Source organism: Algoriphagus sp. SE2 (genome assembly GCF_039563885.1).
Taxonomy (GTDB): Bacteria; Bacteroidota; Bacteroidia; order Cytophagales; family Cyclobacteriaceae; genus Algoriphagus.
This window is the reverse complement of record NZ_JBCLWJ010000001.1, coordinates 482780-497327: the sequence shown is the minus strand read 5'-3', so window position 1 is coordinate 497327 and position 14548 is coordinate 482780. Positions and strand designations below refer to the sequence as shown.

Here is a 14548-nt window from a genome sequence, read left to right as displayed (position 1 = left end):
TGAAATATTAAATTCTAGGACTCATGTCTTTGGATTCTTTTTCAATAATTTAAATACCAGTTGAAATTCCTCTCTAGGATATTCTTTTTTTCTTCTCGAATAAAATCAAGAAATGTCTGACTTACCGGTGAAAGTTTTTTTCCTTTCAGCCAAATTAAACGCCAATCTGTTTTTATAGGTAAATCCTTAGTTTTTAAGATAAATAACTCTTTGTTTTTCAATTCATTTTGAATTCCAATCAAGGGCATGATGGAATATCCGAGTCCCGCAATAACAGCTTGCTTTACAGCCTCATTTGAAGTAAGCTCCATTCTCTTTCTACTTTTCCCCTGCTCCTGATCAAAATATTTTTCCATAGCTGCCCGCGTAGCCGAACCTTCCTCTCTATAAATCAATGGCTTTTTCTCATCTCTGACGGCCTGATTCCCTACTAAATACAATTTGTTTTCAATTAATAACTCCTCTTCGATGGATAGCTTTTCAGGTACCACTGACACCAAGGCAAAATCAATTTCATTGTTTTTGAGACTCTCCACTACTCTACTTTTATTGGTCACATCCAAGACCAAATCAATCCCGGTATGCTCCTCCAAAAACCCAGATAAGAAATAAGGAATTACATATTTACCTGTTGAAGCAGCAGAGATGCTGAGTTTTCCCGTCAAAATTCCCTGAAAAGCTTGCGTCTTATAATTGATGTTTTCTAATTCCTGAATTACTCGTTCAGCAATTATTGCTATTTCTTTTCCGAAGTCAGTAATATACAACTGTCGGCCTATTACCTGAGTCAGCGGTATATCAAACTGATCCTGCAAATTTTTCAATTGAATTGATACGGCAGGCTGGGTCATAAAAAGTTCTTCCGAAGCCTTCGTTATACTTTTGGTTTGTACCACTTTCAGAAAGATCTGAAGTTGATGGATCGTATAATTCATATATTTTATTTATGTATTCCATAATAAATATAAATAAAAATTTATGAACATGTTTTACAAACTTTGCATTGTAAACTAAAAACAAGAAGATGAATACAACTGAAGTTTTTGAAAAAGATGTGAAAAAGATAAATGACCAAGATCTTATTAAAGGGGATTTCTCACCTGAAGAAGCATCTGAAATTATCAACCATCTCTTTGCTAAAAAGATCAATTTCCACGAAAGAAAAAATTTCAGCGATGAAATTAGATTCGGCGAGGTTGACAATAACTCAAAAGAAAGAATAAAAGAGTTGAAGAAATGTAAAGCTTCTTTGAATGAGTTTATGGAGCTAGCCAAAAAGCAAGGCAAAAACTTGAGAATCAAATCTTCTATTTCAGTAGAGATCATATAATAAGGTGGACTCAATTATGAATCAGAACTTACTCGCATTAATTGCAATATTATCTCCAGCGGTTTTTGTCCTTACGGCAATTACTTCCTGGTTTCAGACGGGCCTACGTCCGAATCTTGTAAAAAAGATGGCGACCATGTCCACCATTTTGAGTATCATGATTGCCGCGATATGCGGTTTTTTTGTGATCAATTTTGGTCTACTTGAAACATCTCTTTTAGGAAGTGAACAATTAGGACTAAGCCTAAGATTAGATGCATTAAGTATATTAATGCTTACAATGATAGCGCTGCTTGGCTTTATCGTGGTACGTTTTAGTCTTAACTACCTCGATGGGGATGCGAGACAAGGGGTCTTCATAGGAAGACTAGCTGCTACTATTGCTTCAGTCCAACTTTTAGTACTATCAGGAAATTTAGTCTTGTTGTTTATCTCTTGGGTTCTTACCAGTATGTCCTTACATAAGCTGCTGGTATTCTATAGGGAAAGACCTGGTGCTATCATCGCAGCTCGTAAAAAATTCATAGTTGCAAGAATCGGAGATGCTTGTTTATTAGCTGCCTTTGTTCTTTTATATTCTCAATTTGAAACAGGTAATCTAGAAATTATCTTTCAAGAGATAAAATCAAATCTTTCTTCCGGCATATCAATGAATGGAATGGAAATAGCCGCAATTCTACTTGTTTTTGCAGCCCTTCTTAAATCCGCTCAATTCCCAACACACGGCTGGTTAATCGAGGTAATGGAAACTCCCACACCAGTTTCTGCTCTTCTTCATGCAGGCTTACTTAACGCTGGTCCATTCCTAATCGTGAGAATGGCTTTCGTGATGGAGTCAAGCATTTATGCTCCCCTAATTCTTATTTCAATAGGAGGCTTTACTGCTCTATTTGCTTCCGTTGTTTTCCTTACTCAGACATCCATTAAAACTGCCTTAGGCTATTCTAGTGTGGCTCACATGGGATTTAGTCTGCTTACCTGCGGATTAGGTATATATCCGGCAGCAATGCTTCACTTAGTAGCTCATTCTTTTTACAAAGCTCATTCCTTCTTATCCTCAGGAAGTGTCATTGAAGTAATCAGAGCTTCTAAAGTTAGTTCTGCGTCTAAACGAGTTGGAAGTCCTTTTAAAATTGGTTTGGGTATACTTCTGGCACTTGGATTATATACATTCTTCGCTTTCGTATGGGGGGTTGATCCAGAAAATGAATTATCACTTTTGGCAATTGGAGCTATAATTGTCTTAGGCCTTTCAAGATTGTTTACTTCAGCAATTGACTCAAACAGTAGTATGAAACTCATACTGAGAGCAAGCTTTCTAGCAGTAATTGTCACCATCTCATTTTTCACGCTGGAATCAGTATCCCACTACATCCTTTCTTCTCAGATACCTGAGTTGGTAAGCCCAAGCTTAACAGAAATAATATTTATTTCTATTGTGCTCATCATATTTGGCGCGACAATTTTCATTCAAATTTTAGCACCTACCCTTTCTGAAAATTCATTTTATCGGGCAATGGCTATCCATTTTAGAAATGGATTATATGTGAATACAGTTTTTGATAGGACAGTACGGGCACTCTATGAACATCATCCACAAAACAAATCGGTTTTGTTAACAGAAGCTAAAGATCAAAAGCCTTTTGAGGTTGAGAACTTTGAAAATAAACATGTCTTACAAAACAATTGAGTACTACCAACAAACTAAACCCATTTAAAGACAGTCAAATGATTATGAATAAACAATCAAAACAAAACTTCTTTGAAAACTTGGAAAATAGTAAGCAAGAATTGCTTGTAGATACTTTGAGAGAAGCATGTAAGAAAATTGCACCAGTTTGGCCATTAGAGAATTTTGTGGCTGTAAATCCTTACTTGGGATTTACTGGTAAAAAATTTGAAAATGTAGCTCAGGAACTTGCGGCAGCCGGTGGTATTCAAATGACTTTGCCTACATCGTTTTACCTACAAAAAATAAAAGAGGGTGAAATTAAGAACGAGGACCTTTCCAAAGTCTTAAACAAAAGAAACTATGATTCTGATTTAACTCAATTTCTAAAAAGCTTGGAAGAAGAAAGTGAAATCATAGAAACTACCAAAACCATTGCTTCTGTCATTGACGTAGCAACTCAGGTAACCGAAAAAGACTGGAATAGATTTGTTATTGGAAGAGTCTCCCAGTGGGCAGCTTCTTATTTCGACAGCGGGCAAGCGGTCTGGGCGGCAGCAAATCAAAGTGAAGACCTTTTCTTGGCTTGGAAATCGGAAGCCCAGATAGATAGAACTCCAGAATTAACGGGTTTAAAAGGGTTTAGAAAAATTGTAAAAGCACTTCCAAACAACCCATTACAAGCTGCACAAGTAGGCTTGAAAAAATTGGGAATCCAATCAAAGAAGCAGGCTTCCTTATATCTACACCGGATTCTACTTCGCTTGGGGGGGTGGTCTGCCTATGCTGCTCGATTAGATTGGGATAATGAGTTGTACGGTGGGAAAGATGGAAAACTAATGGAATTTTTAGCGGTCTTAATTTGCTGGGAGGCATGTCTTCTAGAAAGTTTAGACCATCCTCAAGTAACTAAAAAGTGGAAAGAAGCAAGTGAATTACTAGCTCAGGTTAATGTTCATCAAGAAATAAATCAACAATTAACGCATAATCTAATCCTTCAGGAGGCCTTCGATTTAGCAACCCAAAGAGAAATCCTAGAAAAGTTTGAAAAAGCTAAACCAATAGAAAATAAGAATACGGAACAAGCAAAAGCCCAAGCAGTATTTTGCATCGATGTACGCTCCGAAGTATTTCGAAGAAATCTGGAGTTGGTTGATAATGAAGTAGAAACATTAGGGTTTGCAGGCTTCTTTGCCTTCCCTATAAAATATGTGCCTATTGCTCATGATGAGGGAGAGGCTCAATGTCCAGTGCTTCTCAAAACTGGCCCCACTATTCTGGAAGAGATTTCTGATAAAGAAGAACACAAAAAGGCAACAAACAGCAGAATTCTAAATCATCAGCTACATCAGGTTTGGAAATCATTTAAATCTGGAGCTGTTTCTTGCTTCAGCTTTGTGAGTCCAATAGGTCTATCTTACTTGCCAAAAATCTTTACTGACTCATTTGGATTAACAAGGCCGGTTCCACACCCTGATAAAGGTGGGTTATCCAACGAAATTTATAAAAAGAAGAAGATAAGCCTTTCGGAAGGAACTTTTGGAAATGAGACGACAGGGATTCCACTGGATCAGCAAATACAAATGGCCAAAAATGCACTAAAGGCTATGTCGCTGGCTGATGATTTTGCCAAATTAGTTTTAATCGTGGGCCATGGATCCTCCACAGTCAACAACCCTCATGCGACAGGATATGATTGTGGGGCTTGCGGGGGGCATTCTGGTGAGGCAAACGCCAGAGTAGCTGCTGCAGTTTTAAATAATAGAGAAGTAAGAATAGGACTTCTCAAGGAAGATATCTTCATCCCAATAAATACGGTTTTCCTTGCTTGTCTACATGATACTACGACTGATGAAGTAAGTATCTATAATGAATATGACGTTCCTACCGATAGAAAAGGAGAACTGGAATCACTTAAAAAAACTCTTGAAATGGCTGGAAAAGCAGCTAGAACAGAGCGCTCTATGCGAATGTCATCAGAGAGTAGATCCAGTGTAGACAATATGATGATTGCTAGAAGCAAGGATTGGTCACAAACCCGCCCCGAATGGGGACTCGCAGGATGCGCGGCATTTGTTGTAGCTCCGCGGGAAAGAACCAAAGGAATCAATCTCGGAGGAAAGTCTTTTCTTCACTCTTACGATTGGAAAAAAGATCAGGGGTTTTCAGTGTTGGAACTTATCATGACAGCTCCGATGGTCGTAACCAGCTGGATTAATTTACAGTATTACGGGTCCACAGTAGATAATAAGAACTTCGGGTCTGGAAATAAAACGCTGCATAATGTTACATCAGGTCTAGGAGTTTTGGAGGGTTACTCGGGAGACTTAAGAGTAGGCTTACCGATGCAATCAATTCATGACGGGGAAAAGTACCAACACGAGCCACAAAAGCTAAATGTGATCATTGAAGCGCCAATTGAGGCGATGAACCTCATACTTGAAAAGCATCAATCTGTCAGAGACCTCTGTGATAATGGCTGGATCTATCTTTTAGCAATGGATGACAATGGGAAAGTAACCCATCGATATACCGGTGATTTAACTTGGGAAAGTACATCTCAAAATGCTGCTTGATAGTGATCAAAGATTTGGAAAAATAAAAATTACCCCTCAGATTATGGGAACTGACTCATTCAGTCTCGCAGAACTTTAAAAGACTCCTTAATTGGAGTCTTTCTTTATTGTATTAACTTTTACTGGGTATATATTATCTACTTCTGATTTTTAAATACAATACTTTGGTAATCAAAGAGTTTTTGACGTTTTTCATAAGACAATCAATCCCCAATCTTATGAAAAAATTAATTCCGCTTTTTGTTATTGTGCTCTTTGCTTGCAGTAGTTATGCACAGGTTACACTCAACCCAGCACCAGATCGACGAGCAGATGAAGGAGAAGGCCCTTTTGATCGTTTGATTATTCGAGGAGCAATTGTCATTGATGGTTCTGGAGCTCCTCCAGCCGGCCCTGCTGATATTGTCATAGAAGGAAATAAGATCGTAGAAATCCGTCAGGTGGGCGTACCTAACGTTCCCATTGATGAAAAATCTCGACCTCAGGGCGCTACCAAAGAAATTGATGCCCATGGATCTTATGTCTTACCGGGATTTATCAATCTTCATGCACACGTTGGAGGTGCAGAAAAATCACCCAATGCAGAATATCCTTACAAACTCTGGATGGCAAATGGGATTACCACCATCCGAGGAGTACCAGCGGCCAACGTGGCTTGGACCCAAGAAGAGAAAAAAAGAAGTGCCACCAATGAAATTGTTGCTCCTAGAATCATTGCTTTTCAAACATTAGGGCAAGGAGAAAATTGGAAAGGCGGACCTGTTTATACTCCTGAAAAAGCTAGAGAATGGGTAACTTGGGCAGCGAGTCAGGGAGTAGATGGAATAAAATTTTTCAACCATGATCCAGATGTTATGAAAGCTGCTATTGATGCTGCCCATGAAAACGGAATGGGGACTGTTGCTCATATCGCACAGCCAATGGTCGCGCAGACAAATGCTTTGGATGCCGCCAGAATGGGCTTGGATGTTTTAACCCACTACTATGGATTGTTCGAGGCCTTATATAAAAATGAAGACATTCAGCATTGGCCTGCAGATTTCAATTACAATGACGAGCAAAATCGCTTTAGCCAAGTAGCCTATCAATGGGATAAAATCCACCCTCGAGGAAGCAAACAATGGCAGGATTTAATCGATGAGTTTTTGGAACATGATTTCATCATCGATCCTACCATGACCGCATACCTGGCAGGTCGGGACTTGATGAGGGAGAGAAATGCAGAATGGCATCAGGAATACACCCTGCCTTCTCTTTGGGATTTCTATACACCAAACCGGGAAAACCATGGCTCCTATTTTTACAATTGGACTTCTTGGGATGAAACCGCCTGGAGAAACTTCTACAAGGTATGGATGTCATTTTTAAATGATTACAAAAATGCCGGAGGAAGGGTTACGGTCAGTGATGATGCCTCTTTCATCTATAATCTTTGGGGTTTCGGTTATATAGAAGAAATGGAATTACTTCAAGAAGCAGGATTCCATCCATTAGAAGTAATCAGAGGAGCGACTTTACACGCAGCTCAAGCTATCTTTGAACCAAAGGGTAAGCCCATAGAATTCGGAGTCATCAGACCGGGTCTTTTGGCAGATTTGGTCATAGTGGAAGAAAATCCAATAGAAAACTTAAAAGTATTGTATGGTACTGGGTTCCTGAAACTGAATGATGAAACTGGAGAAATGGAACGGGTTGGCGGCATCAAATATACCATCAAGGATGGGATTGTTTATGATGCTGTGAAACTGAGAGAGGATATCAAAGCCATGGTTAGAAATCAGAAAAAATAAAACACTTTAGCCACCAAGGATTCAGCCCTCTAGAAAATGTATCTAGAGGGTTTCCTTTCTTATAGCAGATGAGCTCAGATTTTTTTTAATCACGTTAAACTTTTATTTTAAATTCACTAATTTTCAAGAAGTTCTCTAAACCCATCATACCTATGAACATTAAAAAAGTTGTCCTCTCATTAGGACTATTTGCATTTGCTGCCTCAGCAATTGCACAAGACGGAACTATTTATCCTTTGGATAACCCTTCCGAACCAAATGCCATTCTCTTGAATACCGGAGGGGTAGAAGATCAACCTGCTCCGGAAACGTGGTTTCGCCAATGGGGAGACCCGATGGCAAGGAATATTTCTACTGCAACTTTAACTCCTTTTTTACCAGAACCAGGTAAGGCGAATGGAGCTGCCGTAATTGTGGCTCCCGGAGGAGGATTTAGATGGCTTTCAATGGGAAATGAAGGTTGGGAAGTCGCAGAAGCCCTTGCCAAGCAAGGTATAGCTGCATTTGTACTTAAATATCGACTTTTCCCAACTCCAGAATCATTGGATGACTTTTCCGATTGGATGAATAGACCACGTCCTGCAGCTCCAACTAATTCAGGGGAACCAGCACCAAGACCTGCGATAGACCTTACTAATCAACTAGAAGATGCAGAAGCAGCATATGCTATGATAATAGATCGTGCTGAAGAATGGGGTGTAGACCCAGAGAGAATCGGAATGATTGGATTTTCTGCAGGAGCCGGACTAACCATGCATTCTACTTTAAATTCCAAGTCGATGAAATTGGCATTTATTGGCCCTATTTATGGAGGAATGGGACCAGTGGAAGTTCCAAAAGACGCCCCACCAATGTTTAATGTAATCGCTTCAGATGATTTTCTTTTCAGGGGTCAATTTGGAGTAATTGATTCTTGGTTTAAAGCTGGAATCCCGGTCGAGTTTCATTTATACCAAAATGGTGGACACGGGTTCGGTTTAGGAAATCCAAATCGTACCAGTAACCGATGGTTTGATGCTTTTGTCCATTGGCTGGATGTCAATAAATTTCTCATTGCAAAATCCGAATAAGTAAATTCCTCCAAAGAAAAACTCCTATCAAGATATTCGAAATATTCCAGTTCGAATATCTTGTTATAATCTGCCTCCAAAAAGTGGTTAGTTTTTGGAGGCATTTTTATTGTTGAAAAAATCGCTTAACCCGAAAGGAAAATAACACGGCCTTGAATCAATCCAGGAAATGAATAATAAATTTATAATATCATGCCAATTCCAATAACTTTGAACCGGAGTAATTCGAATTAAAACTGAAAAAATCCAGAAAGTAATTTCAATAAGAGAAGGAAAAAATAGTTTAATCGAATAATTTTGGCTGAAATTCGAAAAAAACCAATTTTTAATTTGAGTAGCCTAAAGGCTATCTTCCAAATACATGATGTAGTAGCTGGAAGAAATTACACAATGAATGATTTATGACAATTAGTTCTTTATTTATAGCATTGTGCGGAATTGGTTGGATTATAGCATATATCGATGCATTGCGAATTGGATTTCGAGATAAGACTTATGCCATTCCATTTTTAACTTTGGCGATGAATTTTACCTGGGAAATTCTATATACCATTCAAGGTTTTCATGTTTTCGGTTACCATGTTTCCACATACGTTAACTTTTTATGGGTATTAATTGATATTGGTATTCTCTACACCTATTTCAAATACGGTCGAAAGGAAGTAAATGTCAGTGAGAGAATATTTTATGCTCAGGCAATCTCTTTTATTATTCTATCCTATGTGATTCATTATTTTGTTTTTCAATGGCTTGGAATAGTTCAAGGCGCACTTTACACAGGATTCACCATCAACTTTATTATGTCCTTTCTTTTTGTAAGGCTATTTTTCAGAAGAGGTGGATCCAAAGGACAATCACTAATTATTGCTATTTCGAAATGCTTTGGAACTTTCTCGTCTACAGTACTAATAGGAATGATTGGATCAAAAACAGCAGGAGGGGTCAATACTTACATCCTTTGCATGGGACTTATTATTTTGCTTGTAGATCTCTTTTATATCTATTTGCTCTTGAAGGATAAAAAATCAAAACTTCATAAAGTAAACATAGTCTAATTCTTTCGACCTTATTTTTTGCTAAACTCCATTTAAATTGTCTATCGGGTATTTTTGATAAGATTGTTCGCTTTCTATATATTCTTAATTTTCCTTGGGGAATAATATTGACCCTGAGACTGAAGAAATTTTATTAGTTAGAATAAAATCATTCTTATGTCCTCCAATCAGCAATTTTTAGAATGATCTATTTCCAAAATCAGACTCTATTCCAAACCCGCTGGTTTCATCGAAAAAAATGATAAAAAAAGTAAGTCACTTCATGGGTAATTCGAACATAAAATAAAACAGGCTAACAAGAGAAGTTACTTACTGGCAATAGGCGCGATGTTATCCAAGCAGCAATATTTAATGAATTAAAAATATTTAGCCAGTTTGGAGATGAAAGAATCATTCAATATCTAATCAAGAATATTAAAATGAAAAATTAAATTTTTAGAATTCGGAGTGAGTAATTATCTGGAATCAAACACAAGTTTTTTAATGATGAATAATAATTGGTCAGGTTTTGTCATGGATGGTTCTGAACAGGCAATGAATCGAATAAAAACCATACTTGGTACTGGAAATACGCACTTACTAATAAGGATTTATTTATTGACAAAGATAATATTAATGGACTGCTAAAAAGTACAGGTTTTTCCAAAACAAGAAAATTGAGGTCATTAAGACAGTAACAATTAATTTATTCTATTGAATAAACAATATAAAGTCAAGAATAACTGGGATGTAGAATCTTTAAACCGAGAATTTTTGATTATTTAATTAAAAGGAAGTTTAAATTTAGAAATAAGATAAATCAACTTTGCCTTTATTGTAAAATAAACTACTAAGAAAGTCTGTAGTTGTATCTTTATCGATATCAGATTATTGATAGATTCCTTATTTTATCTTACCCAAGAAATGTCCAAATTACCAGAGCAGCATAAATTTTTTGATCTCTCAGATTATGGTAGACCGGTAGCAAAATTAATTGCAAACTCTTTAAAAAATTCTTCTGTTACCCCGATTCATGTAACCATTGGGTTTATTATATCAGGACTAATCGCAATAGCTTGCATTATTCAGGGTTATTATTGGGCAGCAGCATTCTTTTTAATATTTAAATCCATTTTAGATGCAGCAGATGGAGAATTGGCACGGGTAAAACAAAAACCATCTTATACTGGGCGCTATTTAGACTCCGTAGCAGATATCCTCTTAAATATCTTATTTTTCCTTTCTATTTGGATCGTTACCGATACGAGTATTTGGCTTTGCATTTTAGCATTCATCGGGCTTCAATTACAAGGCACACTTTATAATTATTACTATGTAATTTTAAGAAATAAATTTGATGGCGATACCACAAGTCGAGTCTTTGAAGACAAAGCACCAATTGCATTTGAAGGAGAAAAACAAAAACATGTAAATGTACTTTTTGCCCTGTATAAACTACTTTATGGGATATTTGATAAAACAATTTACAAGCTAGATAGCAATGCAGATAAAGGCGCAGTATTACCAAATTGGTTAATGACTTGTGTTTCTACTACTGGTTTGGGCTTTCAGATCCTCATCATGGCAACGATGTTAGTATTGGGGTTAAAAGATCTAATTCTACCTTTCTTTTTAGCTTATACCATAATGATTTTTGTTTTTATTGGCATAAGAAAGTTCTTTTACCAAAAATTAGAAGAGGATATTCAAAAACAAAGAACTGCACTTTAAATTTGAGCAGAATTTTATTGTAGATTATTTCGCATTTTAGGGCTTAGTTTAATTCATTGGAAAAAGTATTTCACACGCTGACAATCTAATTTCTAGTAATCCTCAAATTTTTTCTAGCTTATTTTAGAACCACTTGGCATTTCGTTTTTTAAAAATCTGAAACTTATAATCACTCCTATTGTCTTTAACCATTCCTCAAAAATTAAGATGAAGACTCGGTCCATCTACGTAAATTCCACTTTGTACTGAAAAACAGCCCTATGAAAAACAAGATCTTTTTACTTCTACTTTCCTTAAGCATTTCCACTCATACCTTTAGTCAGGAATTAACAAGTGAATTATTAAACGGACTAACATTAAGAAATATAGGTCCTGCCACAATGAGTGGCCGAATAGTTGACTTGGCAGTAGTCGAATCTGACCCTTATACTTTTTATGCGGCGACAGCAACTGGAGGAATATGGAAAACGACCGATAACGGGATCACTTTTAATCCAGTCTTTGAAAATGAAAATACCCATTCAGTAGGAGCTATTGCTCTTCACCAAGCTCATCCTAATATTCTTTGGGTAGGAACTGGGGAGCGAGCCAATAGACAAAGCAACTCTTGGGGGGATGGAGTTTATACGTCGCATGATGGTGGCAAAACTTGGCAAAATATGGGGTTAAAGGACTCGCATCATATAGGAAGAATTGTTCTTCACCCTACCGATACGCTTGTCGCTTATGTTGCCGCTATGGGACATTTGTGGGGTCCAAATGAGGAGCGTGGATTGTATCATACGCAGGATGGCGGGAAAACCTGGGATCGATTGATTTATGTAGATGAAAATACCGGAGTATCTGATGTTGCTATGGACCCTTCTGATCCTAACATTATATATGCTGCAACATACCAAAGGAGAAGAAAGCCCTATGGTTTTCATGGGGGAGGACCTGGTAGTGGAATACATAAATCAACAGACGGGGGGAAGACGTGGAAAGAGTTAAAAAATGGTCTTCCTGAAGGGGATTATGGTCGAATAGGGATTTCAATTTATAGAAGCAACCCCGAGATTGTTTTTATTTCTTTAGAACAAGGCTTCCAATACAATGCATCTACTGCATATAATGAAAGGAGAGCTGGACTTTACAGGAGTAAAGACAAAGGTGAAAGTTGGGAATTGATGAGCGACTGGAACCCTAGACCGATGTATGCATCACAGCCTTTAGTAGATCCTAGTGATGAATCGCGGATTTATATGATGAATCAGTACAGCTATTCAAGTGATAGTGGTAGGACTTTCACAGCTCCTAGACAATCGCTTCATGGTGATGATAGAATTCTTTGGGTCAATCCAAATGACTCTCGGCACGTGATCAAAGGAGATGATGGCGGAATAGGGATTTCTTATGACAGAGGTATTAAATGGCTCTTTGTAAACAATCTACCAGTGAGTCAGTACTATCGCGTATCGGTGGACAATGCCAAACCCTACAACGTGTATGGTGGATTGCAGGATAATGGAAGTTGGGTAGGCCCGAGCGAAACCTACAGAGCTGAGGGTATATTAAATGAAGATTGGAAAAGGCTAGGAGGTGGAGACGGCTTCCTTAACCTAGTAGACCGAAACGATCCGGATGTAGTCTATACGGAGTCTCAATATTTAGGGCTTTCTAGATATAATATGAAAACCGGACAACGTCAGGATATCCGTCCCGGTGATCCAAAAGGAAGAATAAGTGCAAGAAGAAATTGGGATTCGTGGGGTCCAGGTATTCCGGAACCAGAACTTGGGAATGCCATGGCACCAGCCAATTGGGATGGACCTTTCTTTTTATCGCACCATGATGCCAATACTATTTATTCAGGCACAAATGTACTCTGGAAAAGTATAGATAATGGCTCTACCTGGACCTCATTGGGTGATTTAACGACGAAAGTAAATAGAAGGGAACTTCTAATTATGGGACAAAGACCGGACTCAACCACAGCCTCACTAGATGATGGTATTCCCTATTATCCTACTTTAACAGCCATCGCAGAAGATTTACATACACAGGGAATGCTATATGCTGGAACGGATGACGGCTTACTTCAAGTTTCCTGGGATGATGGAAAAACCTGGATTGATGTTACTGATGAGTTGGAAGGACTTCCAAAGGAAACTTGGATCAATACCTTTGAACCCTCATCTCATACCCCAGGAACGGCCTATGTGGCAATCAACAACTATCGAAACGATGATTTCAATAATTACATCTATCGAACAGAAGATTATGGAAAAACTTGGAGTTCCGTTGAAGGGGATTTGCCTGCCAATCGTGTAGCAAGGACGCTGAGAGAAGACCCCAAAAACCCCAACTTATTATTCCTAGGGACCGAATTCGGTCTTTTTATAAGTATCGATAGAGGACAACATTGGGTAGAATTAAAAAACAACATGCCTACACTTCCATTCAATGATTTGATCATTCATCCGAGAGACAATGATTTGGTATTGGCAACTCATGGTCGTGGAGTTTGGATTTTAGATAATATCAATTCTCTCCAAGAACTGACTCCTTCTGTCTTACAAAATCAGGCTGCTTTATTTACCATTTCAGATGCCGAAATCATCAATTATACCAGAGATGGTGCCCATACAGGTGATATGTATTATAGGGGAGAAAACCCAGATTTTGGAGCTGCAATCGACTATTATTTGAAAGATTCTATTGCTGAAGATAATATAAGTCTTAAAATATTTGACGCCAAAGGTTCTCTTGTAGATGAAGTAAAACCAAAAGTAAAAAAGGGACTTAACCGTGTGATGTGGGGGCTAAGATATAAAAATGATCAGTCGGGGTCAGGTAGATCCAGAATGGATGGTCCTTTTGTTTTACCCGGTCTTTATACTGCCAAATTGGAAGTAAATGGAGAACTCCATGAACAGAAATTCAGCGTAAGTGACGATCCTCGACTTGATGTTTCTATCAGCATAAGAAATGAGTGGACCGCCTCCCAGATGAATGTATTAGCATTATCAAAAGAGATTAACTCTGATAAAGAACCAATTGAAAAACTGGATAAACAACTGGAGAAATTGGAGAAAGATAAAATTTCTTATGATAAGAAATCAGCAACTCCATTAAAGGAAATCAGCAGAAAATACAGCGAGCTATTTAATCGAGTCAGATCGCTCTATTCAGAAATAGGTGATTACATAGGTCCATGGACCCATGATCAAAAGGAACAATACAACTATTACCTATCTATGGTAGAAAAGCTTAAAGTTGAAAAAGAGCAAGTCCTAAAAAACACAATACCCAAAATCAATAAAGGGCTGAAAAAAGAAAATCGATTAACTATGGACTAAAGACTTAAAT

The 14548-nt window shown here is 37.8% G+C and carries 9 protein-coding genes; 8 read left to right on the top strand and 1 reads right to left on the bottom strand.

Features of this window, described 5'->3' with window-relative positions; translation table 11 throughout:
• Positions 1–41: 41 nt before the first annotated feature.
• Positions 42–935: a LysR family transcriptional regulator gene (locus tag AAGF08_RS02030; RefSeq protein ID WP_343509240.1), complete on the bottom strand. Its 894-nt coding sequence runs from the start codon at positions 933–935 to the stop codon at positions 42–44.
• Between the two features lie 89 nt (positions 936–1024).
• Here AAGF08_RS02030 and AAGF08_RS02025 point away from each other — a divergent pair, with 89 nt between their 5' ends.
• The 8 genes from AAGF08_RS02025 (at position 1025) to AAGF08_RS01990 (ending at position 14538) form a co-directional block, all read left to right on the top strand.
• Positions 1025–1330, top strand: coding sequence for a hypothetical protein (locus tag AAGF08_RS02025; RefSeq protein ID WP_343509239.1), 306 nt, complete (start codon positions 1025–1027; stop codon positions 1328–1330).
• A gap of 16 nt (positions 1331–1346) precedes the next feature.
• The gene (locus AAGF08_RS02020) at positions 1347–3020 is read left to right on the top strand and encodes a proton-conducting transporter membrane subunit (protein WP_343509238.1); all 1674 of its coding nucleotides are present in this window, start codon (positions 1347–1349) and stop codon (positions 3018–3020) included.
• Positions 3021–3064: 44 nt separating this feature from the next.
• Complete coding sequence (locus AAGF08_RS02015; RefSeq protein WP_343509237.1) at positions 3065–5575, top strand: DUF2309 domain-containing protein; 2511 nt, start codon at positions 3065–3067, stop codon at positions 5573–5575.
• Between the two features lie 218 nt (positions 5576–5793).
• A complete protein-coding gene (locus AAGF08_RS02010) occupies positions 5794–7365 on the top strand; it encodes an amidohydrolase (RefSeq protein ID WP_343509236.1) in 1572 nt (523 codons plus the stop codon).
• 152 nt (positions 7366–7517) lie between these two features.
• Positions 7518–8435 carry an alpha/beta hydrolase gene (locus AAGF08_RS02005; protein WP_343509235.1) on the top strand — a complete coding sequence of 306 codons (918 nt, stop codon included), beginning with the start codon at positions 7518–7520 and terminating at the stop codon, positions 8433–8435.
• 401 nt (positions 8436–8836) lie between these two features.
• Entirely contained in the window at positions 8837–9490 is a 654-nt protein-coding gene (locus tag AAGF08_RS02000; protein WP_343509234.1) for a hypothetical protein, read from the top strand.
• Positions 9491–10393: 903 nt separating this feature from the next.
• Entirely contained in the window at positions 10394–11200 is an 807-nt protein-coding gene (locus AAGF08_RS01995) for a CDP-alcohol phosphatidyltransferase family protein (protein ID WP_343509233.1), read from the top strand.
• 260 nt (positions 11201–11460) lie between these two features.
• Positions 11461–14538 carry a glycosyl hydrolase gene (locus AAGF08_RS01990; protein ID WP_343509232.1) on the top strand — a complete coding sequence of 1026 codons (3078 nt, stop codon included), beginning with the start codon at positions 11461–11463 and terminating at the stop codon, positions 14536–14538.
• The last annotated feature ends 10 nt before the right edge of the window (positions 14539–14548 follow it).

Bases quoted from the DNA above. Each gene is read 5' to 3' on its own strand.
- AAGF08_RS02020 (WP_343509238.1), top strand. From the start codon at position 1,347: ATGAATCAGAACTTACTCGCATTAATTGCAATATTATCTCCAGCGGTT.
- AAGF08_RS01990 (WP_343509232.1), top strand. From the start codon at position 11,461: ATGAAAAACAAGATCTTTTTACTTCTACTTTCCTTAAGCATTTCCACT.
- AAGF08_RS01995 (WP_343509233.1), top strand. From the start codon at position 10,394: ATGTCCAAATTACCAGAGCAGCATAAATTTTTTGATCTCTCAGATTAT.
- AAGF08_RS02010 (WP_343509236.1), top strand. From the start codon at position 5,794: ATGAAAAAATTAATTCCGCTTTTTGTTATTGTGCTCTTTGCTTGCAGT.
- AAGF08_RS02025 (WP_343509239.1), top strand. From the start codon at position 1,025: ATGAATACAACTGAAGTTTTTGAAAAAGATGTGAAAAAGATAAATGAC.
- AAGF08_RS02030 (WP_343509240.1), bottom strand. From the start codon at position 935: ATGAATTATACGATCCATCAACTTCAGATCTTTCTGAAAGTGGTACAA.
- AAGF08_RS02015 (WP_343509237.1), top strand. From the start codon at position 3,065: ATGAATAAACAATCAAAACAAAACTTCTTTGAAAACTTGGAAAATAGT.
- AAGF08_RS02000 (WP_343509234.1), top strand. From the start codon at position 8,837: ATGACAATTAGTTCTTTATTTATAGCATTGTGCGGAATTGGTTGGATT.
- AAGF08_RS02005 (WP_343509235.1), top strand. From the start codon at position 7,518: ATGAACATTAAAAAAGTTGTCCTCTCATTAGGACTATTTGCATTTGCT.